At 38.2% G+C, this 24991-nt stretch carries 34 protein-coding genes; 18 read left to right on the top strand and 16 right to left on the bottom strand.

All coding sequences use genetic code 11. The features are described from left to right. The first annotated feature begins 39 nt into the window (after positions 1-39). A complete protein-coding gene (gene dnaK / locus IQ236_RS18810; protein ID WP_193870713.1) occupies positions 40-1944 on the top strand; it encodes a molecular chaperone DnaK in 1905 nt (634 codons plus the stop codon). 119 nt (positions 1945-2063) lie between these two features. Here the strand turns inward: dnaK and IQ236_RS28250 are convergent, their stop codons facing one another. Next, positions 2064-3593: an efflux RND transporter periplasmic adaptor subunit gene (locus IQ236_RS28250; protein WP_193870712.1), complete on the bottom strand. Its 1530-nt coding sequence runs from the start codon at positions 3591-3593 to the stop codon at positions 2064-2066. Positions 3594-3865: 272 nt separating this feature from the next. Between IQ236_RS28250 and IQ236_RS18800 the strand changes: the two genes are divergently transcribed. Then, entirely contained in the window at positions 3866-4273 is a 408-nt protein-coding gene (locus IQ236_RS18800) for a response regulator (protein ID WP_193870711.1), read from the top strand. 99 nt (positions 4274-4372) lie between these two features. After that, complete coding sequence (locus IQ236_RS18795; protein ID WP_193870710.1) at positions 4373-7117, top strand: PAS domain-containing sensor histidine kinase; 2745 nt, start codon at positions 4373-4375, stop codon at positions 7115-7117. Positions 7118-7246: 129 nt separating this feature from the next. Here the strand turns inward: IQ236_RS18795 and IQ236_RS18790 are convergent, their stop codons facing one another. Further along, positions 7247-7726 carry an SH3 domain-containing protein gene (locus tag IQ236_RS18790; protein WP_193870709.1) on the bottom strand — a complete coding sequence of 160 codons (480 nt, stop codon included), beginning with the start codon at positions 7724-7726 and terminating at the stop codon, positions 7247-7249. 254 nt (positions 7727-7980) lie between these two features. Between IQ236_RS18790 and IQ236_RS18785 the strand changes: the two genes are divergently transcribed. The 6 genes from IQ236_RS18785 (at position 7981) to IQ236_RS18760 (ending at position 11898) form a co-directional block, all read left to right on the top strand. Then, positions 7981-8469 carry a hypothetical protein gene (locus IQ236_RS18785; RefSeq protein WP_193870708.1) on the top strand — a complete coding sequence of 163 codons (489 nt, stop codon included), beginning with the start codon at positions 7981-7983 and terminating at the stop codon, positions 8467-8469. 124 nt (positions 8470-8593) lie between these two features. Next, complete coding sequence (locus tag IQ236_RS18780; protein WP_190521599.1) at positions 8594-8839, top strand: HNH endonuclease; 246 nt, start codon at positions 8594-8596, stop codon at positions 8837-8839. Between the two features lie 67 nt (positions 8840-8906). Further along, a complete protein-coding gene (locus tag IQ236_RS18775; RefSeq protein ID WP_228041736.1) occupies positions 8907-9179 on the top strand; it encodes a hypothetical protein in 273 nt (90 codons plus the stop codon). Positions 9180-9190: 11 nt separating this feature from the next. Then, on the top strand, positions 9191-9448 hold the full coding sequence (locus IQ236_RS18770; RefSeq protein WP_072720121.1) for a cytotoxic translational repressor of toxin-antitoxin stability system: 258 nt from the start codon (positions 9191-9193) through the stop codon (positions 9446-9448). Positions 9449-9616: 168 nt separating this feature from the next. Next, complete coding sequence (chlP, locus tag IQ236_RS18765) at positions 9617-10840, top strand: geranylgeranyl reductase (protein WP_193870707.1); 1224 nt, start codon at positions 9617-9619, stop codon at positions 10838-10840. A gap of 182 nt (positions 10841-11022) precedes the next feature. Further along, positions 11023-11898: a sensor histidine kinase gene (locus tag IQ236_RS18760; protein WP_193870706.1), complete on the top strand. Its 876-nt coding sequence runs from the start codon at positions 11023-11025 to the stop codon at positions 11896-11898. A 14-nt stretch (positions 11899-11912) separates the two neighbouring features. On the opposite strand, the gene IQ236_RS18755 is transcribed toward IQ236_RS18760, so the two are convergent. The 7 genes from IQ236_RS18755 to IQ236_RS18730 all read right to left on the bottom strand — a co-directional run bounded on the left by IQ236_RS18755 (position 11913) and on the right by IQ236_RS18730 (position 17083). Continuing rightward, positions 11913-12467 (bottom strand): Uma2 family endonuclease, encoded by a 555-nt coding sequence (locus IQ236_RS18755; RefSeq protein ID WP_193870705.1) that lies wholly within the window; start codon positions 12465-12467, stop codon positions 11913-11915. A 56-nt stretch (positions 12468-12523) separates the two neighbouring features. Further along, the gene (locus tag IQ236_RS18750) at positions 12524-13096 is read right to left on the bottom strand and encodes a Uma2 family endonuclease (RefSeq protein ID WP_193870704.1); all 573 of its coding nucleotides are present in this window, start codon (positions 13094-13096) and stop codon (positions 12524-12526) included. A gap of 336 nt (positions 13097-13432) precedes the next feature. Next, entirely contained in the window at positions 13433-13789 is a 357-nt protein-coding gene (locus tag IQ236_RS18745; RefSeq protein WP_193870703.1) for a XisI protein, read from the bottom strand. Then, entirely contained in the window at positions 13777-14202 is a 426-nt protein-coding gene (locus IQ236_RS18740) for a XisH family protein (RefSeq protein WP_193870734.1), read from the bottom strand. The genes IQ236_RS18745 and IQ236_RS18740 overlap by 13 nt, the downstream gene beginning before the upstream one ends. Then, positions 14178-15185 (bottom strand): RNA-guided endonuclease InsQ/TnpB family protein, encoded by a 1008-nt coding sequence (locus IQ236_RS18735; RefSeq protein ID WP_322744255.1) that lies wholly within the window; start codon positions 15183-15185, stop codon positions 14178-14180. Before IQ236_RS18735 ends, IQ236_RS18740 begins: the two co-directional genes overlap by 25 nt. After that, entirely contained in the window at positions 15178-15426 is a 249-nt protein-coding gene (locus IQ236_RS28245; protein WP_322744254.1) for a helix-turn-helix domain-containing protein, read from the bottom strand. The genes IQ236_RS18735 and IQ236_RS28245 overlap by 8 nt, the downstream gene beginning before the upstream one ends. A 304-nt stretch (positions 15427-15730) precedes the next feature. Next, a complete protein-coding gene (locus IQ236_RS18730) occupies positions 15731-17083 on the bottom strand; it encodes an NB-ARC domain-containing protein (protein WP_193870702.1) in 1353 nt (450 codons plus the stop codon). Between the two features lie 180 nt (positions 17084-17263). Here IQ236_RS18730 and IQ236_RS18725 point away from each other — a divergent pair, with 180 nt between their 5' ends. From IQ236_RS18725 to IQ236_RS18695, 7 genes are all read left to right on the top strand, one after another. Further along, on the top strand, positions 17264-17884 hold the full coding sequence (locus IQ236_RS18725) for a GTPase family protein (RefSeq protein WP_228041735.1): 621 nt from the start codon (positions 17264-17266) through the stop codon (positions 17882-17884). A gap of 3 nt (positions 17885-17887) precedes the next feature. Beyond that, a complete protein-coding gene (locus tag IQ236_RS18720) occupies positions 17888-18727 on the top strand; it encodes a GTPase (protein WP_228041734.1) in 840 nt (279 codons plus the stop codon). 12 nt (positions 18728-18739) lie between these two features. Further along, on the top strand, positions 18740-18925 hold the full coding sequence (locus IQ236_RS18715; protein ID WP_193870700.1) for a hypothetical protein: 186 nt from the start codon (positions 18740-18742) through the stop codon (positions 18923-18925). A 39-nt stretch (positions 18926-18964) separates the two neighbouring features. After that, entirely contained in the window at positions 18965-19162 is a 198-nt protein-coding gene (locus tag IQ236_RS18710; protein WP_228041733.1) for a hypothetical protein, read from the top strand. 24 nt (positions 19163-19186) lie between these two features. Next, positions 19187-19378, top strand: coding sequence for a hypothetical protein (locus IQ236_RS18705; protein WP_193870699.1), 192 nt, complete (start codon positions 19187-19189; stop codon positions 19376-19378). A gap of 119 nt (positions 19379-19497) precedes the next feature. Continuing rightward, entirely contained in the window at positions 19498-19740 is a 243-nt protein-coding gene (locus tag IQ236_RS18700) for a DUF4160 domain-containing protein (protein ID WP_193870698.1), read from the top strand. After that, entirely contained in the window at positions 19715-19990 is a 276-nt protein-coding gene (locus tag IQ236_RS18695) for a DUF2442 domain-containing protein (RefSeq protein ID WP_072720129.1), read from the top strand. Before IQ236_RS18700 ends, IQ236_RS18695 begins: the two co-directional genes overlap by 26 nt. A 102-nt stretch (positions 19991-20092) precedes the next feature. Here the strand turns inward: IQ236_RS18695 and IQ236_RS18690 are convergent, their stop codons facing one another. The 7 genes from IQ236_RS18690 to IQ236_RS18660 all read right to left on the bottom strand — a co-directional run bounded on the left by IQ236_RS18690 (position 20093) and on the right by IQ236_RS18660 (position 23073). After that, a complete protein-coding gene (locus tag IQ236_RS18690) occupies positions 20093-20704 on the bottom strand; it encodes a PIN domain-containing protein (RefSeq protein WP_193870697.1) in 612 nt (203 codons plus the stop codon). Next, positions 20701-21324 carry a hypothetical protein gene (locus IQ236_RS18685; protein ID WP_193870696.1) on the bottom strand — a complete coding sequence of 208 codons (624 nt, stop codon included), beginning with the start codon at positions 21322-21324 and terminating at the stop codon, positions 20701-20703. Before IQ236_RS18685 ends, IQ236_RS18690 begins: the two co-directional genes overlap by 4 nt. A gap of 37 nt (positions 21325-21361) precedes the next feature. Then, positions 21362-21613, bottom strand: coding sequence for a UPF0175 family protein (locus IQ236_RS18680; protein WP_193870695.1), 252 nt, complete (start codon positions 21611-21613; stop codon positions 21362-21364). A 63-nt stretch (positions 21614-21676) separates the two neighbouring features. Beyond that, positions 21677-21922, bottom strand: coding sequence for a hypothetical protein (locus IQ236_RS18675; RefSeq protein ID WP_083623129.1), 246 nt, complete (start codon positions 21920-21922; stop codon positions 21677-21679). Then, positions 21909-22181 carry a BrnT family toxin gene (locus IQ236_RS18670; protein ID WP_193870694.1) on the bottom strand — a complete coding sequence of 91 codons (273 nt, stop codon included), beginning with the start codon at positions 22179-22181 and terminating at the stop codon, positions 21909-21911. Before IQ236_RS18670 ends, IQ236_RS18675 begins: the two co-directional genes overlap by 14 nt. A 125-nt stretch (positions 22182-22306) precedes the next feature. Next, positions 22307-22702 (bottom strand): ACP S-malonyltransferase, encoded by a 396-nt coding sequence (locus IQ236_RS18665; RefSeq protein ID WP_193870693.1) that lies wholly within the window; start codon positions 22700-22702, stop codon positions 22307-22309. Continuing rightward, the gene (locus tag IQ236_RS18660; RefSeq protein ID WP_193870692.1) at positions 22699-23073 is read right to left on the bottom strand and encodes a DUF433 domain-containing protein; all 375 of its coding nucleotides are present in this window, start codon (positions 23071-23073) and stop codon (positions 22699-22701) included. Before IQ236_RS18660 ends, IQ236_RS18665 begins: the two co-directional genes overlap by 4 nt. Positions 23074-23428: 355 nt before the next feature. Between IQ236_RS18660 and IQ236_RS18655 the strand changes: the two genes are divergently transcribed. Then, positions 23429-23533, top strand: coding sequence for a UPF0175 family protein (locus tag IQ236_RS18655; protein ID WP_228041732.1), 105 nt, complete (start codon positions 23429-23431; stop codon positions 23531-23533). A gap of 731 nt (positions 23534-24264) precedes the next feature. After that, positions 24265-24991, top strand: a 727-nt coding sequence (locus IQ236_RS18650) for a LamG domain-containing protein (protein WP_193870691.1), incomplete at its 3' end; no start/stop codon positions are given.

Genomic DNA, 24991 nt, shown 5'->3' with positions numbered 1-24991 from the left:
TCTAACTTTTTTTGTCGTAAACGGAGAACTATAAACCTTATGGGAAAAGTAGTCGGAATTGACTTAGGAACCACTAACTCTTGCGTCGCCGTGATGGAAGGGGGCAAACCTACCGTTATAGCTAATGCTGAAGGGTTACGCACCACACCTTCCGTTGTTGCTTTCGCCAAAAATGGCGACCAACTGGTGGGTCAAATTGCCAAACGTCAGTCCGTTATGAACCCCGAAAACACGTTTTATTCTGTGAAACGGTTCATCGGACGTAAATCAGAAGAAGTCAACAACGAATCTAAAGAAGTTTCTTATAAAGTGCTGCGGGATAGCAGTGGTAATGTTAAATTAGATTGCCCTGCTCGCAACAAACAATTTGCTCCAGAAGAAATCTCTGCCCAAGTGCTGAGAAAACTGGTTGATGATGCCAGCAAATATTTAGGCGAAACTGTTAAAGAAGCTGTTATTACCGTTCCCGCCTATTTTAACGACTCCCAACGTCAAGCGACTAAAGACGCGGGTAAAATTGCCGGAATTGAAGTTAAACGGATTATTAACGAACCGACGGCGGCATCTTTAGCTTATGGTTTAGAACAAAAAAGTAACGAAACCATTCTGGTTTTTGACTTAGGAGGCGGTACGTTTGACGTCTCAATTTTAGAAGTCGGCGATGGCGTGTTTGAAGTATTAGCCACTTCTGGAGATACTCACCTGGGAGGCGATGACTTCGATAAAAAAATCGTAGATTATCTCGCCGAAGAATTCCAGAAAAGTGAAGGGGTTGACCTTCGCAAAGATAAACAAGCACTGCAACGGTTAACGGAAGCGTCTGAGAAAGCTAAACAAGAACTTTCCAGTGTGACCCAAACGGAAATTAACCTTCCCTTTATTACCGCTACCCAAGATGGGCCAAAACATCTGGATATGACCCTAACGCGGGCAAAATTTGAACAATTATGTTCTGATTTAATTGACCGGTGTTTGACTCCCGTTGAGAAAGCCATCAGTGATTCTAAACTCAAGAAGTCGGATATTGATGAAGTGGTGTTAGTGGGAGGGTCTACCCGCATTCCTGCTATTCAAAAGTTAGTTCGCGATGCTCTGGGTAAAGAACCCAACCAAACCGTTAACCCGGATGAAGTCGTCGCTTTAGGGGCTGCTATTCAAGCGGGGGTCTTAGCAGGTGAAGTTAAAGATATCCTGCTCTTAGACGTTACCCCTCTGTCCCTGGGTGTGGAAACCCTCGGTGGAGTGATGACTAAAATTATTCCTCGCAATACCACCATCCCCACCAAAAAATCCGAAGTGTTCTCCACTGCGGTTGATGGTCAAACCAATGTTGAAATCCATGTTCTCCAAGGAGAACGGGAAATGTCCAACGATAACAAGAGTTTGGGAACCTTCCGCCTCGATGGAATTCCGCCAGCGCCACGGGGTGTTCCTCAAATTGAAGTCACCTTTGATATCGATGCGAACGGGATTTTGAACGTTACGGCTAAAGACCGAGGAACGGGTAAAGAACAGTCTATCAGTATTACAGGTGCTTCTACCCTCCCCGATGATGAAGTGCAACGGATGGTGCGGGAAGCCGAACAAAATGCCGCGACGGACAAAGAACGTCGGGAACGCATTGAACGCAAAAACCAAGCCGATACCCTGTCTTATCAAGCGGAAAAACAACTCAACGAACTGGGTGATAAGGTTCCCGAAGCGGATAAGACCAAGATTGAAGGGATGGTGAAGGAACTGCGGGAAGCCATTGCTCAGGATGATGATGATAAGATCAAAACCCTAACCACAGATTTACAACAAGCTTTATTTGCGGTGGGCTCTAGCATCTATCAACAAGCGGGTGGTGGAGCACCGGAAAACGGTGGCCCTAGTGGCGGCGGTTCTACCCCTCCCAGTGGTGGCGATGACGTGATTGATGCGGATTTCACTGAATCTAAATAACTTCATTACTGTGATGTGATTTCCTAATACTCCCCTCATCAAACAGGGGGGTATTTTTATATAGGGAACAGTGTAGAGACGTGCCATGGCGCGTCTCTACATGAACTTTGAGGCTCAATTTATTCCTTAGAATTCATCTTTTCTTCTGTTTGCTCAACAATTGGAGTTCCTGGTTTAATTGGGGTATCAGGAGGCGGAATTACAACTGTATCACCCACTTTTAAACCGGATTTAATTTCTACTTGAGTTAACCCTTTTAATCCCAAGGTAACGGGTTGTTTTTGGGCTTGATTATTTGAGTCTAATTTCCAGACAAAGGGGGAATCATCTGGGGATTGAATCAGTTCTGTATTCAAAATAATCACGTTTTTTCGTTCTTCTAAAATAATTTCTACACTCACAGGACTTCCGGGTATTAAGACTCCGGTAGGTTGGTCTAATTGTACGGTTGCAGGAACCGTTGCTTGACCTGATGAACTGTTGGATTGATTATTGCTACTTTCTGGGGCTGTAGCTTGTAAATTAACGTGTTTAACTCGTCCTTGAAAGGGTTTAGAATTAGGGCCGATAATCGTAATTCGTGCCATTTGATTGGGTTGAACTTGGCTGGCGTTTAGAGTCGATAACTGAAGCTGAACCAGTTCTTGACGAGGATCTCCCAAGGTAATTAAATCATCTCTAAGGTTGACACCATCTCCTGATTTTACCTGAATATTTAGCACCATTCCATCTAGGGGAGACGTGACAATATTGTTCTGTAATTTTAACGCTTGTTCTTGATAGTCAATTTTTAAAAGATTCAGTTGACTCAAACTTTGTTGTAAGTCGGATTGAGATTGTTGAAGTGCAATTTCAGCCTCTAATATTTGATTGGTAATTGTATTTTGAATCGGAATAAATTCCGTTTGTTCAGTATTTAATTTGGAAATAGAATTTTTTAAGTTTAATTCAGCATCCCTTAAACCCGCTTGTTTAGCACGAATAACAGCTTTTTGAGTATCGACCTCTTTTTCAGCAATAAATCCCCGTTCTAACAGAATATTTAATTTATTTAATTCTGCCTCAGCAGCAGCTAAATCTGCCTGAGCTTCAGTCACTCTTTGTTTTTGACGATCTACCTCAGCTTGAGATTGCTGAATTTTAAGTTTTTGAGTGATTTCTTTAGATTGAATTTCCTGTTGATATTGTTCTAAATCATCTTTATACTTGAGTTGTGCAAGTTTTAATTTAGTTTTTGCTTCTTCTACTTTTTGGCGATCGCGCTCAATTAGGAGTTCGTGCTTTTGAATCTCTAACTGTCTTTTTTTTAATGCAGTTTCTCCTTCTATAAATCTTAACCGGATTAAAGGTTGACCCGAAACAATGCGATCGCCCACCTTCACAAATACCTGATCAACCGCACTCTCCTGGGGAGATTTAATTGTGCGTTGTCCCCCTAATTCAACGGTTCCCCCTTCATTGATTTTATTATCAACAGTTCCTAATTCTACTTTCTGTAATCCTGCGGTTATGGGTTCTTCAGAACGGTTTTGTAGTTTATAATACAAACTAGCGGCTCCGAAACTGGCTCCTGTAAATAGGGTCGCAACAATGAGCCATTTAATTCCCCGTTGATAGGCTGCTTTTGCTTGATAATCTAGGCTTGACACGGGTTTTCAATATCCTCCTGGAACTTAAAATCATAGGGGTTGGCTCTCAAGTTTAGGGTTTTGGCTCGATCTTCCTCCATTATGAATCCTAGATTAATTTATTTTTTGTATTATGAAGTTTTATATTCTTTAACAAATTGATTATAACATAGTAGAGAGCCAATTTTTTGTAAGCTAAAATTAAAATATGGGGATTATCAAATCTCACAAGAAATATCTATTTTATACATTTTCTCGTGCGAAGGATTAGAGAATCTAAGGGAGCAATCAAAATGTACACATCTACAAAACCCCAAACTACAATTCTCGCTGTTGATGATAGCATTCCTATGCAAAAATTGATTAAAAAAATTTTGGAAAAGCACTATCATCTGATTGTGGCTAACAATACCATAGAAGCTCTAACTGTACTTCACCAAGAATCTATTGATTTAATGCTTTTAGATATTTCCATGCCCGGTATTGATGGTTTAGAACTGTGTCGCCTGTTACGGGGTTTACCTTATTTTAATCACTTACCCATCGTTATGTTAACAGCCCGTGATCAAATTCAAGATCAAGTCAAAGGAAGATTATCGGGGGCGACGGACTATTTAACCAAGCCCTTCTGTGAAGATAAACTCATCCATACTATTGACCAGCTTTTGAATAGCAGGCTCAGTTTACAATCTACCCGGTAATCGGTTTAAAAAAAGTCCAATTAATAAATATAACATTGAAGAGTCAGATAACCTAAAGAAACGATATAATTTCTTTAGGTTTTCAGACACACCTTAACAATGACAAGCATAATTCGGCAGGGCGAAAAGAAACGAGCTAATCTGCAACAAATCGCCAGTCATTTACCAGGAGTCATTTATCAGTTGTTACTACGCCCTGATGGTTCTACTGAGTATTTATACATTAGTCCCAGTTGCCAACAAATTTATGAGCGCAAACCCGATGAAATTCAGCGCAATTCTACTTTAATGTGGGGATGGATTGATGATCCCGAACAACAGGATTTTATTCAATCTCTTTTGGCTTCCGCCCAGAATTTAACACCTTGGCAACGACAATGGCAATATCAAACTCCATCCGGGAAAACCAAATATTTATCGGCAATTGCCCACCCTCGCCCTCAACCCAATGGCGACATGATTTGGGATGGATTAATTTTAGAAAATATACCCCCCGCATCTTCTCAAGAGTGTTGCCATTGCCTTCCTAAAACTTGTGAAATTGATCGACTGAAATCTAATCAAAATCAGCAAATTTTACCTCATCAAAAAGCTAAAATAGTTTTAGAAGAACAAGAAGAATTTTTATATAATATTTATAATGGCGTAGAACACGTTATTTTTGTTGTAGCCGTCATTAATGAAGCAGAATTTCGATGTTTAGGTTGGAATCCTAAAACCGAAAAAATCACGGGGATAAAATCTGCTGAAGTTTACGGAAAAAGTTTTTGTGAAATTTTAGGTTCACTGGAAGGAGAGAAAGTCTTAAACCATTATCGAGATTGTGTTCAAGCTAAAACCTCAATTCAATATGAGGAAGAAATATATTTTGAGGGCAGGCAAACCTTTTCTTTAACCACCCTTAATCCGATTTTAGATTCCCAAGGAAAAGTCTATCGAATTATTGGTACGTCCGTTGATATTACCCCCCGCAAAAAAGCAGAACTAGCATTACAAGAGTCACAAATTCGGTTTAAACGATTAGCCGAAAATGTACCCGGTGTTACCTATCAATATCATCAATATAATCATCAAGGACAAGGCCATTTTACCTATTTAAGCCCTAAATGTTTAGAGTTAACTGAAATTAAGCCAGAAGTCATTATAAAAAATGCTGATTTTCTTTGGAAATTAATTCACCCTGATGATGTTAATAGCTTTGTGGATTCCATGGCTGAAGCCGTAGATACAGGAAAACCTTGGCAACATCAATACCGTTTAATTACGCCTTCGGGTAAACTCAAATGGATTCAAGCCGGAGGAAGTTTAGGGAAGCAACCTGATGGCTCAATTGTTTGGGATGGTTTACTATTAGATATTAGCGATCGCAAACAAGCGGAAGAAGCATGGCAAAATTCTGAAAAGCAACTGCGAGAATTAGCCGAACGCGAAAAAATTCAAAACTGTATTGCCAATTTAATTCGTAATTCCCTAGATTGGAATAAAATTTTAGAGACAACAGTACAAGAAATTCGGCAACTTTTAAAAATTGATCGATGTTATTTTGTCGGATATCGTGCTGAATTAAATCCCCCCGAATGGGAACTTTTAAAAGAATCCAAAGCTGACAATTTAGTGAGTATTTCTGAACTTTATCCAGGGAATGCTTTACACCCGATTAGTGATATTGTGTTACAAGGAAATATTATCCAAATTGATCAAGTTATTAGCTATAATATTCCCGCAATTCGCAATTTTTTAATGGTTTTAGAATTAGAATCCGTTTTAATTTTTCCTCTGCAAATTCAATCCGGGGAAATGGGAGCATTAGTCTTAGCCCATTGTCAAGAACCTCGTCCCTGGAAACCTCAAGAAGTGGAACTTTTGCAGTCTGTCATTAATCAGTTAGAGATTGCGATTAATCAAGCAAAACTCTATACAGAATCCCAACAATCTGCCCACATTGCTACTGCTAAAACCCAAGAATTAGAACAAACCCTTTCTCAACTCCAACAAGCTCAAATTCAATTAATTCAATCTGAAAAAATGTCTAGCTTAGGACAAATGGTAGCGGGAATTGCCCACGAAATTAATAACCCAGTTAGCTTTATTTTTGGAAATCTAACTTATGCTCAAGAATATCTGGATGATTTATTTTCTGTGATTGAACTTTATCAAAACTATTATCCCCAGCCTCCCTCGGAAATCCAAGAAAAATTAGAGGACGTTGAACTGGATTTTATTGCTGAGGATCTCCCTCGGTTATTGAATTCTATGAAAACGGGTGCAGAACGGATTCGAGATATTGTTAAATCATTAAGAATTTTCTCTCGTTTAGATGAAGCAGAATTAAAAGATATTGATTTACATGAAACCTTAGATAGTACCTTAATGTTATTAGAAAGTCGTTTAAAAGAACAACCCCATCATCCCGCCATTCAAGTGATTAAACAATATGGGATTTTACCTCGGATTGAATGTTATGCAGGAGAACTCAATCAAGTCTTGATGAATTTATTAACGAATGCCATTGATGCGATTGAACAACGCAATAAAAAACATTCATTTGAAGATATTATAGCTGATCCCGGAATCATTTGGATCACAACGTTATTAACCGATTCCCATCAAGTCCAAATTCGGATTGCAGATAACGGAATTGGGATGACAGCCGATGTTTTAGCTAAAATTTTTGATCCGTTTTTTACGACTAAAGATGTCGGGTTAGGAACAGGTTTAGGACTACCTACCAGTTATAAAATTATTGTTGAAAAACATGGAGGTCACTTATCTTGTATTTCAGAAATTGGGCTAGGGACAGAAATTATCATAGAGATTCCGAAACACCAACCCATCGGTCACTAATAGGTCACAAGTAGAGACGCGCCATGGCGCGTCTCTACAGGATGCGGATGCGTAGCAAACATTAAAGGATGAAATATTATTTTTTAACAAATTGCCAACACCCTTAACTTTTTTCAACCGTTAACTCTATTAAGCGGAACATCCCTCTGGAGTATAAAGTTTTAAATATTTCCCCGAAATCCAACCATAGGCTTTTTTCTCATCATTGAGTGGTTTCGCTAACCACCATAATTCTTGATTGTAGGTACATTCAATTAATTCGACATCAACATGATTAGCAATTTGATAAATTACATTATTAGAATCAACATAAGGCGCGGAACGAACATTCAGTTTACTATCCGTTGATAGATTAACCGTTGCAAATTCTCTATCCGAGAAAACCACAGTAGCATGGGGTTTATACACATACCAAACCATACTTTTATCTTTTCCACTTCCTAAAGAGGCGACTAATGTAATTTTGTAATGATCTGAATTATACTCTTCATAATCTTGGATGATTAAGCGACTTCCCAAAGGTAAATTAATTTTTTGGGATTCGGTTAAGGTAGAAGAATCCACAGGACGTAATTTTAATAAAGTGGTATGGGTAATAATTAATCGCATTTTGGTTTCCGGTGTAATATAATCGTGACTTCACCAACAATATCAGGAATTCAGGAGAATTTTCAGACTCAAGGGGGAACAGGGATAGGACGATGATTTTCCAGTTCCAGTCATAAACTAGAGATATATAGCAATAATCCTAGGGGCGAGGCGCGCCTCGCCCCTAAACTGGGATTTGTGTCCCTTTTTTAGGATTAATAATCAGCCCTGATGATGAGGGTACAGTCTATTTTTACTTAATTTTAACAAAAACTATGAACAACACAGCCAAAATTTACACTTTATATTTTGCAATTGATGATATTACAACTTCAATCTGCAACATTATTAATAATCGACCCAATTCAGAAAAAATTAATAGCGATGAACTGTTTAATAAATTCTGGACTAAGGGTAGAAATAAATATTCTGAGCTAAACTATGATCTAGTAGCTGAAATGGGAATAGCAAATTTTAAAGCAGAACAAGAATTTGGCAGAATTGCATCAGCGATAGAAAATGCTTTAGGAAAACTGGAAAATGATCAGAATTGTTACTTGATTTACTGTCTGTGGTTTGCTTTAAATATTGCTATTGTTGAGTATTCTTTTAAAAACCCATCAGTCAACCAACATAACCTATATGTGGAGATAGAAAATCAGTTAAGATTAGCTCATGAAAAATATCTTTTTTCGTCCCAGTCACGTCTGGAAGAGTGGCAGAATATTGAGGCGATAGTCAAATCAAAATTAGGAAATTTTTAACAGAGTTTTCAGTAAGACTAGAAGATAATTATTTGAGAAAGGGTAGGTATATAAACTGATTTTTTATTATAGATCATGATCTATAATAAAAAAATAGAAACTTGATTACAGGATGGTTAAATTAATGAAACCTACCCCCAGAATTGTCATTCCTCAAGAAGTTAGAAGATATGTATTTTTACGAGATAATTATCAATGTAAAAGCTGTGGGAAAACCGAAAATGAAACCCAACTGACCATTGATCATATTATCCCATTAGCAAAAGGAGGGTCTAACGATATTAGTAATTTACAAACCTTGTGTTCTCAATGTAATCAGAAAAAGAAAGCTGATTTTGATCCGCGTTTCAAGCGAAATTTTACAATTTAATAATTTAAACTAAAAATGATATAATAGTAAAATTAAACGACCGAGTTAGGGATTTTTAGTTCTACAAATGATAAATCCTCTGAGAAAAAAACTGCATTACTTAGTTGATCAGATCTCCGAAGAAGACTTAGGAAAAGCCTGGAAATCCTTGCAAACCCTATTTTATGATACCTATATGCTCAAAGCGATTCAAGAAGCCAAGGAAACTCTAACACCCGGAGACTCCTTAACCTATGATGAAGCCCTAGAACTGTTGCATTTTGAGTATAGTAGACCCAGTGGCTCCCATTCAGAACATCACCATCCCACCTATCGTCCTATTCCCCAAATGAATGACTGAGTAACCCCATCGTGACGCTTGATGTCCGCTATGGTCGATCTTTTATTCATGACCTAATAAGCTTAGAACCATCCGCTTATTCTAAGGTCTATCATTTTGTCTTTGTTGAATTTAAACAGATTAAAACTCTCAAAGACTTACCCGAACTTAAGCCATTAGGTTCAAGTGCTATTTTTTATCGCTTTACTTTAGAAAATTATTTAATTGGAATAGAAGTAACCGGTCAAATTGTTAAATTCGTCCGAATTCTACCCAAACCCAAGATTTAGAGCAGAAGTAGGAGGAGACAAGCAACCGTTAACCGCCCCTACTTTATTACAAACTGTTAAGGTGTATTGCAAAGCGTCACAACTAACAGGGGAGAAATGGTTTCCAGGTGAGTGTCCGTGATACCATCACAAATTAGTAAAAAGACGAGATAGATTGGGAGAAGACCGTTGACACTACGGGTTGCTGTTGTTGGTTCTGGCCCTGCGGGTTCTTCCGCAGCCGAGACGCTAGTTAAAGCAGGCATTGAAACCTACCTGTTTGAACGCAAGCTGGATAACGCCAAACCCTGTGGTGGGGCGATCCCGCTTTGTATGGTGAGTGAGTTTGACTTACCTGCTCATGTCATTGATCGGCGGGTGAGAAAAATGAAAATGATCTCTCCCTCCAACCGTGAGGTTGATATTTTCATTGAAAAAGAAGACGAATATATTGGAATGTGCCGTCGGGAAATTCTCGATGGGTTTATGCGCGATCGCGCTGTCTCTTTAGGAGCAATTTTAATCAATGGTACTGTTCATCAATTAGAAATTCCTAAAACCAGTTCCGAGCCTTATGTAATTCATTATCATGATCATGCAACGGCTGAAGGTGGCGTAGGTACCCCCAAAACCCTAGAAGTGGATGTGGTGATCGGGGCAGATGGGGCCAACTCCCGCATTGCTAAAGCCATGGATGCTGGGGATTATAATTATGCGATCGCCTTCCAAGAACGCATCCGTATCCCTGAAGATAAAATGGCCTATTATGAAGATCGGGCGGAAATGTACGTTGGAAACGACGTTTCCCCAGACTTCTACGCCTGGGTATTCCCCAAATATGATCACGTTGCGGTGGGAACAGGAACCATGAAACCCAACCAAGCGCTGATCAAACAATTACAAGCGGGAATTCGTGCCCGGGCAGCCAACCGCATCGAAGGCGGTAAAATTATTAAAGTCGAAGCTCACCCCATCCCCGAACATCCCCGTCCTCGTCGGGTTGTGGGACGTGTGGCTTTAGTGGGAGATGCCGCTGGAACAGTTACGAAGTCCTCTGGAGAAGGCATCTATTTCGCCGCCAAGTCTGGCCGGATGTGTGCTGAAACCATTGTGGAACGGAGTAATAGTGGTCAACGCATTCCCACAGAGGCCGATCTGAAGGAATATATCAAACTCTGGGATAAGAAATATGGGATTACTTATCTGGTGTTAGATATTCTGCAACGAGTCTTCTATCGCACGGATGCGACCCGTGAAGCTTTTGTAGAGATGTGCGCGGATAGGGATGTGCAGAAGTTAACTTTTGATAGCTATCTGTACAAAACCGTCGTTCCAGCAAACCCTCTAATTCAGATGAAGATTACAGCAAAAACCCTAGGGAGTTTGTTACGCGGCAGTGCGTTAGCACCGTAATCAGTTATCAGTGTAGAGACGCGCCATGGCGCGTCTGTACCAGTTATCAGTGTAGAGACGCGCCATGGCGCGTCTGTACCAGTTATCAGTGTAGAGACGCGCCATGGCGCGTCTGTACCAGTTATCAGTTTAAGAGTTAACTTCTTTTCTTGACTGATAACTGATTATAAGGAGAATTTAGTATGAGTTCAAAAAACCCGTCAGAAGAACAACTGAATGCGACGGATATTCTGGAATTAGTACAACAGGAAAAAACAGCTACCTTGAGTCATTTAGTTTCAAGTGTGGTGCATGAAATTAATAATCCATTAGGGTGTATTGCCGGAAATATTACTTATATTAAAGATTATGTCAAAGATTTATTAAATTTAATTGAATTGTATCAAGAACATTATCCCGATCCCGTTAGTGAAATTGCTGATGAAATTGATGCGATTGATTTAGAGTATTTAATGGAAGATGTGCCGAAATTGTTATCGGCGATGGAGAATGGAGCAGAACGTTTACATCAAATTAGTAATGCTTTACGGACGTTTGGGAGATTTGAAAGCGATCGCCCAGTATTATTTAATATTCACGATGGCATTGATAGTGTATTATTAATGTTAAAAAGTCGTTTCAAGGGAACAAAAATCCGATCTCCTATTGAAGTGATTAAAAACTATGGAGACATCCCTGAAATTAACTGTTATCCCGGACATTTTAATCAAGCTTTATCTTATTTAATTAATTATAGCATTAATGCTTTAGATGAAAAAGCCAAAGCTCAACCCTCTAATCCTGAATTTAAACCCACAATCACAATTAAAACCAGCTTAACTTCAGATTCTGTTATTTTATCAATTCAAGATAATAGTTTAGGAATATCTGAGGATGTTCAAAATGCAATTTTTGAAGCTTTATTAATCACAAAACCCGTAGAACAAGGAACTGGAATTGGCTTATCCGTTAGTCGTCAAATTATTGAAGAGCGACATCAAGGTACAATTAAATGTCAGTCAGTATTAGGAATTGGAACAGAATTTATCATCGAACTTCCCAGATCATCAGATTCTTAGACTTAATCCTAATTTCAATTATTAAAGACATCTTCATAAATTTGCGCCATTGTCAGCGTTAACCCCACAGATTCTAAGGTTAAATCGTCTTTTTGTCCTAAAATTTGGATTGTCCAATTTCCTTGATCATCTTGACGATAAACTTCGACTTGCATTTGCGCTTGAGAGACTAAAACATATTCTTTTAAACTGTCTAGGGTTTGATAGTTCATTAATTTTTCTCGTCTATCCGTAGTTTCTGTCGTTTCTGAAAGAACTTCTATAATTAAATTGGGTTGCGTTTTAAAATATCTGTGATTATCTTGGGGGTTACAAGTTACAAGCAAGTCAGGATAATAAAAAATATCATCTTGAACTTTAACTTTCATATCCGACACAAACACCCGACAAGAAGTTCCCCGCAGATGAGGACGCAATAAAGCCAAAATATTTCCTACAATAATATTATGTTCCTCACTCGCACCCGCCATCGCAAATACATAACCACCGACGTATTCATGGCGAGTAGGATTTTTAGCTTCGGCGTTTAGATAGTCTTCAACCGTAAATAGGGGTAAGGGCGATCGCATTTTTTATTCCTCGTCATTATCTTTTATCAACATTCTATTAAAATTATAGTCAAGATTTATGGGTTCGGGAAAACAACATCTTCATAAAGCAAGGAAAGGGGAAATTCAAAATTAAGACTGGTAAGATCAATCTTATCAGTTTCGCTGTACGGGTGTAATTCCCAAAACCCTTTTTCATTCAAACGGAAGCAGTCAACATTGATAGATTGACTATTAATTAATAAATATTCTTTGAGAGTAGAAATGCGTCGGTAATGGGTAAATTTAGTCCCTCGATCATATCCTTCTGTACTAGGAGAAAGAACTTCTACAATTAAACAAGGATATTGAATAAATTGAATTGCTGTGCGATCGCGGCTATCACAAGTTACCATGACATCAGGATAATAAAAAGGCCCCGTTTCTGACACCGCAACTTTTGCATCAGCTAAAGACACTTTACAGCCTTTACCCCGCAGATGATTTTTTAATGCGGTTGTCAGGTTGACTGCAATATCATTGTGAGGAATAGTACCGCCCGCCATAGCAAAGACTTCGCCATTAACATATTCATATTTAAGGGTTTGATCGGTTTCCCATTCCAGATAGTCTTGGGGAGTTAGATAGGGCAACTCAGCATTAGCACTCATAATTTTTTATCTCATAGTTATTGTTATTTTCAGTTTAACTTAGCTGCTGTTTAAGATAGCATTGAAAAAGGGGATTTAATATAAATAGCAAAGATAGGTGCGGAAATAATCAAGGATTGTGGATAATTGGGTGGGTTGCGATCGTGAAAAAAACTGCTTGAGTTCGGTTCAGATTTTTTCAATTGTGGTAATGACTCAATCAAATATTCGCACAGCTTTAAGTTTTGACAACCATTTTATTCAAGCTGGTTTTGAGAATTTGCCTTGATATGAAGCTGAATATATGCTTTGAATACGGGATTAATCTGAAACATCGATCGCTATCCCTATAAAAAATTAAGCAATGGCAAATTCAGTCAAAGGCCGTTTACTTGGATGATGGAAACCTAAAACGATATCGCTTTGCGGAATTCCCGCCGACAGTAAATCATCCACAATACATAAATTAGTTAAATCTTGTTCCACCCAAACCTTGCACTCTTTAATCCTCAGATAGAGGATAATATGCTGGACTAGCTTTGTATCCTCCCAGCCAAAGCGAAACCAAAGATATTGATCTCGAATTTCATCCAAAGCTAGACGATCGCTAATTTCAAATTCTAGTTTTTTCTTGACTTGTTGATTCACCGTCATATCATAATAGTTACTCAAGATTTCTTTGATGATACTGCGATACTTTTCTAAGTCAGCCATTTGACCAATTCCTCCTTATTTGTATCCACTGCTATTAAAAAAACACGATTATCTTTAATGACTATTTGCACAGATTTTCTTTGAAAAAAGCTTTCATATACCAGATGATCTATCGCTAAATAAAGTGTATATTCTGGTTCAGTCAATTGAATTAAGTTTCGATAGACAATGTATTGTCCCAACGCGCTATGAAAGTCATACATCAGGGATTTGCCAACGAAGCTTTTGACTTCAACAACAATTTTTTTGCCTCCGCGTTCAGCAGCAATTGATTTTTCAGCAGCTAGATCGGCATAAAGTTCAGCATCCTCATATTTGATGAAGTAAGGATCGTCTGTGATGAACCAACCGTCTTTGATTAAGGCGTTCTTGACTGCATCATGGTGAACTACCCAACACCCATCTGAGTACAGATAGGGTGTGGGCTTCCCAATTCAATGGGGATTGCCTCAACCTTCGTAGATTTTTTACGTCCCGAAGATTTTGGTCTTACATCCCCTCCAAGGGCAGAAGAGCTAGTTCCTAACTCCAAAAGTCGCAAGCCTTCATTTCTAATATTTATTGCGGCATTGATATCTCTATCATGCGTACTCAGGCAGTGAGGACAGTCTACAAACCTTACACCCAATGAATCATAACCATGTTGCAGCATTGGGATTGGTAGTAGAGTTTCACTACAAAGTTGAGAAGATGGGAAGAAACGACCAATTTCAAGATAAGTATGACCAAATCTCTCAGCTTTGTATTTAAGCATGGTTAAAAACATCCCCCATCCTTGGTCACTAATAGCTTTTGCCAAGTTAGGATTTTTAACCATATTCTTAACTACCAAATCTTCTACACAAATAACTTGGTTTTCGTATGCTATTTTGCGAGATAGCTTGTGTAGAAAGTCTTCACGGACTCTAGCTATTTTGCTAGAAACTTTTGCAACTAAACGTTTAGCCTTACGGCGTTTATTAGAATTTTTATCTGTCTTTTTAGCTAATTTTTTCTGTTTGCGATTTCTATTCTGTCCTAGTTTCGCTAATTGCTTCTTGGGAAGGTCATATTTTGAACCCTCTGAAGTTATAGCAAAATGCTTTAATCCTAAGTCAACTCCGATAGCGCCTCTAATTGCAACTACTGGAATATCTTCTTGGTTAAACAGAATAGAAGCGTAGTAATTACCATCTGCATTTTTTGATATGGTTACAGTGGTGAATTTTGCAGTTGGCAATTCTTTGTGGAACACCGTTTTCATTAACCCCAAATTACCGGGAAACTTAATCACAGAATCCTCTGGCATCAGTTTTACATTTTGGGGGTATTGAATTGATTGTTTACCATGCTTAGATTTAAAGTTAGGAAATTTAGCCCGTCCCTCAAAGAAGTTGACAAATGCGCGCTTATTGATTGAATGTTACTCGTTGCAACACTTGACTGTATGCAAGTCCTAGCCATTCGTATTCCTTTTTCAATCCAGGTAGCAACTTATCCATCGCTGCTTTAGAAAGCCCCCTTCCTGATTCTTTATACGCTGTGGATGTGGCATTAAGCATATAGTTCCACAACCATCTAGTATTGCCAAAACATTGAGCTAAATAGGATTCTTGCTCATCAGTGGGGTAAATTCTAACTTTAATTGCTCTATACATGGCATCGACCTTACCGTGTTTACATATTTATGGTAATATATATTTTTATAGTTGTGTCAACCAAAACAAAATATTTTGCTCGTTTCGTCGTTGTAGTCTTCCTGGTTTTCGCTGCGCTCAAATATAGTCAGACTACACTCCTCAACTCACGCGCAATTCATCTCAACACTGACCTGAGTACAGGTACAGTGTGAGCCTTCTTGCTGTTTAAGGTAAAGGTCTTTGGCAGGCATGGTCTGAAGGTCGTGGTAGCAATTTCATTGTACACCATTTCTGGCTTGTAGCGCAACTATAGCAATCGCCCCTACATATATGCTTTGAATACGGGATTAATGTGAAACATCGATCGCGTTTCTATTTGTACTTTTTCTATTAAATCACGTCTAATTAATGATTGTATTGCTTGCATAAATTCAGGTTTTGATAATTCCAGGTTAGCAGGTTTTTGGGCAATATTCACAGATTGATCTTGAGTCGCTAACCAATTAATTACCGTTTTTTCTGATTCCGATAAACGCTCTAAGTGAGATTTTAAATTAGGTTCTAAATCCCCTATATAGATATCATTTTGTTCAGTTAAAAATAAGGAAACACTACCATTAAACAGTTCAATAATTGTTGAAGCAATAATCTTTAACCACCTAGGATGACCTTGATAGATTGTAATTAATTCTAACCAATTTTCCTGATCAATTAACCCTTTTTCTCGTAAGATTTCGGTTGCTTCTTCTCCTAATCCTTTGAGATTTAAGGTTTGTGCGGAGCTATTTTCTGTTTCTAAATTGGCTATTTCTATGGGTTTTGTCCAACTCAGGAGAATTAAACAACTTTGATGGGGAGATGTAGTAATTTGTTTAAAAAATTTACTATAATCTTCATATTCAGGTAAATATTGACCAGCTAATTCACCTTTTTTTAAAATATCCTGTAGGTCATCAAGAATCACTAAACACCGAGAGTTACGAAAATAATCAATAACTGTAGATAAGGGGGTTTGTTGAGATTTAGAAAAAAATTCTTTGAGTTCGGTTTGTAGCGTTGACAGGGTAGGAATATTATTAAGGCTTTTCCAGATAATATAATCAAATTCACTATTAATTTCCTCTATCAGCTTAACTGTTAGCGCACTTTTCCCAATTCCACTTAATCCATAAATCGTAATTAAGCGAGTATGGTCTTCTAATATCCATTGTTTGAGGGTAGTTAATTCTGAAGTGCGGTTGTAAAAGGTTGTTAATTCGGGTGCATTTTTTAAGTCAATAATGGGGGATTGATTTTGGTTTTTGGGAGTGTGAGGAGAAGAAGGTGATCGAGCGGTTGTCGAACAGATATTCAAGTTATTAATCGCTACATAATCTCGTCCAATATTACTACTAATAGCTGAGGAGGAAATATTCTCGAAAGCTGTCTTCTCTAAGATGGATTTAAAATTTGTTTTAGTAATATCTTGCTTTAATGCTTTTGATAGTATTTTCCAAATTTCTGAGCCTGTGTTTCTCACATGACTTTTGCTTAAATGTAGTTTTTCTGCAATTTTGGAGTAAGTTTGAGCTTGTAAACTTCCCTTGAGTATAGCTTCTTGTAGGTAATCGAGGTGGGAGCCTGTCTTAGCAAAAACTAGGTCATCGGCCATTTTTAACACTTTCTCAATGTCCATAGGTACAGGAAAGGGTAAGGTTTACTCCCTAATATTGTAGCTCATTTTTCGTACATTTCGTATCTTTTGTACTTTGGCAATCATTGTATCGTACAAAAGTCCGTATTTTTCAAACTTTACATCCCCGTCAGGTTGGTAGTATTTTATTTGATAAGTATACAAGCCAACAAAGGTGTAGCCTTGCTTAAACCTGATGAACTGACAGTCTTATTTTTTGGCAAGACTGGTGTTGGTAAGAGCAGCACTCTCAATTCTATGTTTGGACTGAACTGGGCTACTGATAATGCTGTTGCTTGCACGAAAGAACCTCAGATTGCCTACTTAGATCGCTCTCACTATGCAGGGTTTCCCTATCAGCAAGTACGAGTTGTTGATATGCCGGGAATTGGCGAGAGTCTGACTGACGATGAAACGTATATGCCTCACTATGAAGAATGGATACCTCAGACCCATTCTTTAGTGTGGGTGACTCAAGCAGATACGAGAGCTTACAAGCGGGATGAGATTTTTTTGACCAAGTTCCTGCCCTTATTTCAGCCGTCTCTTTTCCTGATTGTTGCTCTTAATAAGATAGATTGCCTCGGTGTTGATGAAGATGAAAAGCCGTTTAATCTGGAGCGAGGAGAGCCTTCTGAAGCACAACTTAACCGGATCTTTGAAAAAATAGAAGATGTTTACCACATTTTTCAAGGTGTTCTTAATGGAAAAGTCAGCTTTGAGAAAAAGCAAATTATCCCGCACACATCTGTTTACGGCTGGGGCTTAGACAACCTGAAAACTAAAATATTCGCAAGGGGTTGAATTATGTTGAGTTCTTTGTTTGGAAAAAGTGAGCAAACTCCGGTTCGGCTTGTCATTGGTTTAAACCAAGTCGATAAAATGATTCCCGATGGGTGGGATGATCGGTTAAATATGCCCACTCAAAAGGCTGAAAAAGAAATTGAGCGTCGGAGCAAAGATATAATTCAACGGTTAAGTAGATACACTCATCTATCTTCTGACAATATCGAATATTACTCGGCTTTGAAGCGTTATCGGTTGCTACCTTTGCTGACTAAAATCATCAAAAATGCCTACGCGGGATTCAAACTCGATAACGTACAACCTGCCGATCCTTTTGAATTAGCAGATCCTGAAGTGAAAGCTTTTGCCGATGAGGAGCGCCAAAAAAGAGCAAAAAGTAAAGGGAAAGAAGTTAATGCCAAAGACAAAATGTTCGATGAAATGAGAAAAATTCTCTCAGAAGATGAGTTAAACTTGGTGCTCGATAAGTTCAGACAGGAACGCAGAATCCCGCCCAAAGTTGCTATCCTTGGCAAAGCCGGTGTGGGGAAAACAACAACCCTTAATAGTGTGTTTAATGCACAATGGAAAACGAGCCACACAATTGTTGGTACAACTAAGGCTCAAATGAAAGAATTTTCCCTCTCAAGCGGCGGAAGTTTAGCTGTTGTTGACTTACCGGGCTATGGACGTAGTATTGCAGAAGATCGAGAGTATGAAAAAATTTATCAGGAGATTATTCCTTCCTGTGATTTAGTATTTCTGGTTCTGCAAGCAAATACCAGAGATTTTGCCGATGATCAAGAAATGATTATGAAAATTTCTGAGTGGCTTAGAAATTTTCCTACCCCTCAGCGCTAAGGAGTCTGGAAAATGGCCTTAACCGAAGCTGACAAGAGAAGGCTTGAGCAGATTTTCGATCAATTAGAGTATCACGAGCAACAAAAGGTTTTATCGTCTCAACAGGCTTTTGAAAATTGGTTGCGTAACAGCGCTTATTCAATTTACTGTAAAGTCAGAGATTGGTTAAATGACCTTTGGAACTGGTTATTTGAATAGTTTGCAGACCATCATTGGATGGGAAGAGGTAACGCTAATATGGGAAAAATGACAGATGAAGAAAAACGCCGGGTGATGGAAATGCTGGATGAACTTGATCGAAGCCAATTAGAGAAAGTTTTAGCTTCGTTAGAAGCTTTTGGAAATTGGTTATATAATAGTGCTTACTCAATTTATTGCAAAGTCAGGGATGCTTTGAGGAGCTTGTGGCAATCCATTTGTAATTTTTTTAGTTAGTTGTTTGTCGCGGGAGTTATCTCAATGGCGTTAAGTGATTACGAAAAGCAGCAAGTTATAGAAGAACTCGACATTTTAGAAGAAACAACACGAAGAGTGATTTTAGCCTCTCTTGAAGCTTTTACAGAATGGTTAGCCAATGTGCTGTATGTAATTTATCTCAAAATTAAAGATGTAGTAAGCCGATTTTGGAACTGGCTACGTTCACAATTTTAAAGATCGTTCCCAGGCTCATGCTTGGGAATGTATGATGGTTAATGTCTGTTTGTTCAACTGAAATTGACAAAATCAAATCAATATGATTAAATATATTAGGGTAAAAGTATCTATAAAAAATGCCAACAGTTTTAAGATTTGAAAGCTATCGCTTTTATTTTTACAGCCATGAACCCAACGAACCTCCCCATATTCACATTGATAGAGATAATCTCTCAGCTAAATTCTGGTTATCGACCGTATCTTTAGCCAAAAATATAGGATTTAATGCTAAAGAGTTAAGAAAAATACAATCCCTTGTGGAAGTCAATCAACAACAATTTTTAGAGGCATGGTATGAATACTTTGGCAATTCAAACTGATATTCGTGTGAAAAATGTTCTCATCCATGAAGATGCTTTTAGTGTGGAATTAATGGATGGACGCACTCTCACCACTCCCTTAGCTTGGTTTCCTCGACTACTAAAAGCTAATCCTGAACAATTACAAAAATGGGAAATTTGTGGCGGGGGTTATGGGATTCATTGGGAAGAAATCGATGAAGATATTAGTACCGAAGGATTATTACGTGGTGCTGCGGCTCCTCAAAATCAAAGGCAATCCCTAGTATAAATTCTATTGTCGCTCATTTCAAGATTCTACCTTAAAATACTAATCCTAGAGCGATCGCTTTTATTGATATAAAAAGAGCGATCGCTATTATTATAAATAAATTTAAGGTAAAAGTTGAGATTGTATAAAACTTAATCCCTGATCAAATTGTGATATCATTCTGCAATTAAAACTATTCAATTCGGCTTTAATTTCTGGTGTATCGAAATCTCTTGAATTACGGTTTAAAAAACAAGCAATTGTTGGTTGATTCTGCTGTAGATGAAACAGAATTGAAGCATAGACTAAGGCATCTTGAGGCATCAAAGCATAACGGTTTTCATAAGTTGCTGCTTCAGAGAGAATATTCCTATTTAGCGGAATAATATCTGCATGATTCAATAACCTATTTCTATATTTTGCAAATCGTTTTGTTTCTTGAACATCAATTTCAACCAACAAACTAAAAAACTCTCTAATATTATTTTGAATCCGATTTTTATAGGAAACTGTGCGTTCAAGCTGTTTAAATTCTCGATCAAGAGATTGCTGCAAAGCTTTACGGTTTCTAGCTTGACGAATTAATTTTTCATGGGGTTCAGCTAAACTATAGGCGGGAATAATTAATGTTGCAGGTTTTTGCTCACTCAGTAACAGAATTTCTTCACAGCTTTTAAACTGTTCTTGCTCGAAAACTAATTCCAGGACAAAATTAGTCTCAACGTAAATATTCACGCAATATCCTCATATTGAAAATAACCACCTGCTATAGCTGTCCCTAGTCCTGACTCAACTAACCATTGTTGAGATTTATCACTCTCTTTACCAAAGTTTTGAGAATGAATGATTTCTCTTAACCAAGAAGTAACAATCATTTCAAAACTCTGGGAATTGATTTGATCTGCGGTAACTCCAACTTGTTCAAAGTAAGGTTTAAAAATCAGAGTTGCATCAATAATATAAGAAGGTTCTGTGATCTGTTTTTGATGATTAAGATTAGACCATAAATAGATTGAATCAGTAAAAGCCAACATAATATAAGGGGTTTTTGGAAAATTTTCACTTTCAAAAATTTTCCCGCCTAATTCTATCACCCAAGGAAGTGGAGGATTAGATCGTCGCTTCACTTCAACAATTAATATCAGTTGGTTTTCACGATTATAAACCGATATATCCCAACGAGAACGTCCAGATAATTTTGCTGCTAAATCATTCTGATTAAAGGTAGCAAGTTGAGAGTTGTTTTCGAGATTTTCAACCTGAAGTTCTGCTAAAAAACGGGTTGCAATCGCATTTTGTTCCTCATCGGGAAGTTTTTCCAATTCTTCCATAACTTGCTGAAGTAATTTATTCATTTTAATTTCTCCTTTTCTCATTATGGGTGAAGTATTACTAACTACGAGCATAAGTCAAATCATCATCTAATTCTTCTGGTGTGTAGTGTCGTAAAACTCCACGATCTCCCAAGAGTTGCCCAAATTCATATTTATCCATAACAGCCAGTTCTCGTGCTTTACCAAAGGATAATAGATCCTGGGTATAGAGAGCGATCGCTAATTCTTGTCGCAATTCCTGTTCAATACGTTGTTCAGGTAAACGAATTGCTTGTAAAACAGAATCAGAAATTGAAATTTGTAGTCCCATATTCGTTTATTATCAATAAATTTAAGGTAAGAGTTGAGATTGGATTCTATCGTTTAATAATTGTTATTCTGTTCGCGTCATTTTGGTATTTGATTGCTGGCGCTGTGCAATTTCAATTAACATCCTTAATGCCTCATTGACAGCTTGATCATTAGGAAAAGCTTGGGCAATATCAGGGTCTAAAAGCACTAAGTTTGTCCCCGCACGATACCGCTCAACATACTTCCCTTTAACACCTCCTTCCAATTGCTGAAAATCATACTCAGACAGCAATTCATCTTCCATTTCGTTCTGTTTATCCTTGTTCATAAAACCTCTGCTCCTGTCGTGTGGCTTTTCGGGCGCTGATGATTCGTACCCTTTCTAATCGATCAGTGTGTGCAACAATTAAAATTTGCCCAAACCTAGATATACCTATAATAATATAGCGGCTTTCTCCGATAGAATGGTTAGGATCAGGAAAAGTTACAGAAAGGGGATCATTAAATACAGTAACAGCTTCCTGAAAGGAAACGCCATGTTTCTCTAAGTTTCGTGCTGCTTTATCTGGATTCCACTCAAATTTCATACTTAGCTTACTTCATGGCAGCTTGGATGTATTGAAGATTCTACCTTAAAATACTAACCCTAGAGCGATCGCTTTTATTGATAGAAAAGAAGCGATCGCTCTTTTTCAAAAACCTCAACTTCACTTTATGGGATAAAAATCCGACTTACACCCATATAAGTATTAATATCAATCACAATTTCAACTAGACGAACTGCACAACGCTCCCGATATTCAGAGTCATTCAACAAGCGATCAGCATCACTAATAGTAATCACGGGGAGTGATGTAGAAGTTATTTCCTCGCGCATCACTTGTTCCAGAGAGTTATCACCCTTCATGCTCCGATTTGCGGTCAATAGAATCATCTGGTTTGATTGAGCTAATCGCCAAACTAAGCGATCATCACTATTGATTGGTAAGCCTATTTCATCAAAGGTGATAAATCGAATCAGTACCCAATCTAGCCAGCCACTATTTAAAATACTACCTGAGAGAAGTATAGCGTGTCCTCTTAAATTATGATCGACTAAAAAATTCATGGCTGAGACTTAAATTTGGCTTTGGCTGCTTGAAGTTTTGCTCGAATAGCTTCTTGACCAGGTTGGGGGGGTTGAGCGGCAATTCTAGCAATCAAATCACGATTTTTTTCTTCATAATATAGTCGCAGTTCTTCAGCTTCTTTAAGAACGATTTGATATTCAGCTTCAACATCAGAGCGATTAGCTTCAATATAAGCTAAAGCTGCGTTAATTTGTGCCTCTGTCAGATCAAATAATCCCCTGATAAACTTAGGGGGATATTGAGCCGTCACATAGTCCATAATATCGTAGATAGTGATGCGTGTACCTGCGATTGTTAATCCTCTTTCTGTACGGATAATAGCTGTTTGTTCGTTAGAGATGGTTGTCATACCCATAGTCTCCTAGAAGTTATTTCTATTTTAACTCACCGCGACTCCAACATTTAAAACTCTGTCTCAATAACAAGATTATCATCCTCTAGGAGCATCTCAATTTTTTCCCTCGTTCCCAGGCTAGAGCCTGGGAATGTCTGATCAGAGGCTCTGCCTCTAGTTTTAGGTGGCAGAGCCACCCGAATATCATTTCTGGGTAGAACCTAGAAACGAGAAAATACTAATCCTAGAGCGATCGCTTTTATTGATAGAAAAGAAGCGATCGCTATTATTATAAATAAATTTCTGTCGTTTCCTGGTTCTAGTTGGAACTGCTATGATCAGATAAAAAACGTCAACCTCCGCAAAAACCATGACCACAGTAACACTAGAGTTACCTGAAGAAATTTTTTCAGCCCGTCGCCTTCCCCCTGATTATTTTGTTCAGGATATGCGCCTAGCTGCTGCTATCTATTAGTCTCCTAGAAGTTATTTTTATATTACTAACTGATTTAATCACCTACAACAGGAGCTTGAGCTTGGCTGATTCTTGGGAGAATAAAATTATCCGTTGTGGTATTAATAGGATAATCAGTCTCTCATTTTCAACCCAAGAGATCTTTAGCCATCTTGTCACCCCGTAAGCTTTTCTACCTTTTCTGCCTATTAGAAAAACTATATATTAAGTTTTGTTAAAATTGAGTCCTATGATTGGCTTTGCTATTTCAAGGAGCACCTATTGTTGGTAAACTCTTTAATTAAAGTTTAATTGAAAATCCCCTTCAAAGAGGACACTAAAGTTGGGTGTTTTCCCCTTTGGTTGATGATGTGTTCAAGTCATATCTAAGCTAGAGGGTGCAGATTTTAATCCCATTCATCACACCTTAACCTATCAACACCGGAAAAAGTTATTGATTTTGTGCATCAACCCTAGAGTTGAATGTTGAAGTTTAACGAAAGGGTAAAAACATTATTCTTCCAAGTTGGAATCAAAAGATTAGGAGTATCAAGCTTTCACATCAGGTTATGGCAGTTACCAAATCCAGGTTTGACAAAAACTGATGGTAAAACCAAGGGCGGTGAAGTTTATTCCTCCCGGTTCCCGGCTATCAGTCTGTTTTGAAGTCAGCAGTTTTTAGCCGTTGAGATGGCTAAACATTAGGCTGATTAAATTTAAAACTTTCCTCAATATAAGGAGCATTCAGTTTTATGACCAGCACCACAACGGCATCACTACTGTATTTTAATGGTTCCGATGATAAGATTGATGTTGGCTACAACAATGAGTTAAATCCCCAAACTTTCACAATTGAAGCTTGGGCTTTATCCCTCACCTCAAATACAGGAATTGAACGTTCTGTATTAACTTCCCGCCCCGATAGTTATCGGTGGGGGTATATGTTTTATCAAGCTTGTGTTCAAGATAATTGGGAATTATGGCTGTTACCTCCAAATTGTGATTATCAAAAAATTCGGGGGCCAAAAGTTCAAGCCAATGTCTGGACTCATTTAGCCGGGACTTTTGATCCCAGTTCATCCGTAGCACGGTTATATATCAATGGTCAACAAGTCGCTCAAGAAACCGTAGTCCATCAACCTACCGCGCCGACAGGTTATAACAGCCGCAATATCTTACGCATTGGAGCAGGTTCTACCGAGTCGGGGTATTGTGTTGGGGGGAATTATTTTTTTAATGGTTATATTGATGAAGTTCGCATCTGGAATACCGTTCACAGTGCACAAGAAATTCAGGCGACAATGAATCAACGCCTCACGGGTCAAGAAGCGAATTTAGTGGCTTATTGGCGGTTAAGTAATATCTCCGGCGCCCAAGTCCCTGACCTCACAGGTCATGGTCATAATGGCAATATTTGTAAAGGTTCTATGGGTGCTAATATGATTAACCCACCCTTTACTCCTCCGTCCACTCCTGCGC

Source organism: Planktothrix mougeotii LEGE 06226 (assembly GCF_015207485.1).
Lineage (GTDB): Bacteria > Cyanobacteriota > Cyanobacteriia > Cyanobacteriales > Microcoleaceae > Planktothrix.
Note: the sequence above shows the minus strand (reverse complement) of the source record. Positions and strands in the feature narration are given on the sequence as shown.

Bases quoted from the DNA above. Each gene is read 5' to 3' on its own strand.
- dnaK (WP_193870713.1), top strand. From the start codon at position 40: ATGGGAAAAGTAGTCGGAATTGACTTAGGAACCACTAACTCTTGCGTC.
- IQ236_RS18800 (WP_193870711.1), top strand. From the start codon at position 3,866: ATGTACACATCTACAAAACCCCAAACTACAATTCTCGCTGTTGATGAT.
- IQ236_RS18795 (WP_193870710.1), top strand. From the start codon at position 4,373: ATGACAAGCATAATTCGGCAGGGCGAAAAGAAACGAGCTAATCTGCAA.
- IQ236_RS18790 (WP_193870709.1), bottom strand. From the start codon at position 7,726: ATGCGATTAATTATTACCCATACCACTTTATTAAAATTACGTCCTGTG.
- IQ236_RS18785 (WP_193870708.1), top strand. From the start codon at position 7,981: ATGAACAACACAGCCAAAATTTACACTTTATATTTTGCAATTGATGAT.
- IQ236_RS18780 (WP_190521599.1), top strand. From the start codon at position 8,594: ATGAAACCTACCCCCAGAATTGTCATTCCTCAAGAAGTTAGAAGATAT.
- IQ236_RS18775 (WP_228041736.1), top strand. From the start codon at position 8,907: ATGATAAATCCTCTGAGAAAAAAACTGCATTACTTAGTTGATCAGATC.
- IQ236_RS18760 (WP_193870706.1), top strand. From the start codon at position 11,023: ATGAGTTCAAAAAACCCGTCAGAAGAACAACTGAATGCGACGGATATT.
- IQ236_RS18755 (WP_193870705.1), bottom strand. From the start codon at position 12,467: ATGCGATCGCCCTTACCCCTATTTACGGTTGAAGACTATCTAAACGCC.
- IQ236_RS18750 (WP_193870704.1), bottom strand. From the start codon at position 13,096: ATGAGTGCTAATGCTGAGTTGCCCTATCTAACTCCCCAAGACTATCTG.
- IQ236_RS18745 (WP_193870703.1), bottom strand. From the start codon at position 13,789: ATGGCTGACTTAGAAAAGTATCGCAGTATCATCAAAGAAATCTTGAGT.
- IQ236_RS28245 (WP_322744254.1), bottom strand. From the start codon at position 15,426: ATGTATAGAGCAATTAAAGTTAGAATTTACCCCACTGATGAGCAAGAA.
- IQ236_RS18730 (WP_193870702.1), bottom strand. From the start codon at position 17,083: ATGGACATTGAGAAAGTGTTAAAAATGGCCGATGACCTAGTTTTTGCT.
- IQ236_RS18720 (WP_228041734.1), top strand. From the start codon at position 17,888: ATGTTGAGTTCTTTGTTTGGAAAAAGTGAGCAAACTCCGGTTCGGCTT.
- IQ236_RS18715 (WP_193870700.1), top strand. From the start codon at position 18,740: ATGGCCTTAACCGAAGCTGACAAGAGAAGGCTTGAGCAGATTTTCGAT.
- IQ236_RS18710 (WP_228041733.1), top strand. From the start codon at position 18,965: ATGGGAAAAATGACAGATGAAGAAAAACGCCGGGTGATGGAAATGCTG.
- IQ236_RS18705 (WP_193870699.1), top strand. From the start codon at position 19,187: ATGGCGTTAAGTGATTACGAAAAGCAGCAAGTTATAGAAGAACTCGAC.
- IQ236_RS18700 (WP_193870698.1), top strand. From the start codon at position 19,498: ATGCCAACAGTTTTAAGATTTGAAAGCTATCGCTTTTATTTTTACAGC.
- IQ236_RS18695 (WP_072720129.1), top strand. From the start codon at position 19,715: ATGAATACTTTGGCAATTCAAACTGATATTCGTGTGAAAAATGTTCTC.
- IQ236_RS18685 (WP_193870696.1), bottom strand. From the start codon at position 21,324: ATGAATAAATTACTTCAGCAAGTTATGGAAGAATTGGAAAAACTTCCC.
- IQ236_RS18680 (WP_193870695.1), bottom strand. From the start codon at position 21,613: ATGGGACTACAAATTTCAATTTCTGATTCTGTTTTACAAGCAATTCGT.
- IQ236_RS18675 (WP_083623129.1), bottom strand. From the start codon at position 21,922: ATGAACAAGGATAAACAGAACGAAATGGAAGATGAATTGCTGTCTGAG.
- IQ236_RS18670 (WP_193870694.1), bottom strand. From the start codon at position 22,181: ATGAAATTTGAGTGGAATCCAGATAAAGCAGCACGAAACTTAGAGAAA.
- IQ236_RS18665 (WP_193870693.1), bottom strand. From the start codon at position 22,702: ATGAATTTTTTAGTCGATCATAATTTAAGAGGACACGCTATACTTCTC.
- IQ236_RS18660 (WP_193870692.1), bottom strand. From the start codon at position 23,073: ATGACAACCATCTCTAACGAACAAACAGCTATTATCCGTACAGAAAGA.
- IQ236_RS18655 (WP_228041732.1), top strand. From the start codon at position 23,429: ATGACCACAGTAACACTAGAGTTACCTGAAGAAATTTTTTCAGCCCGT.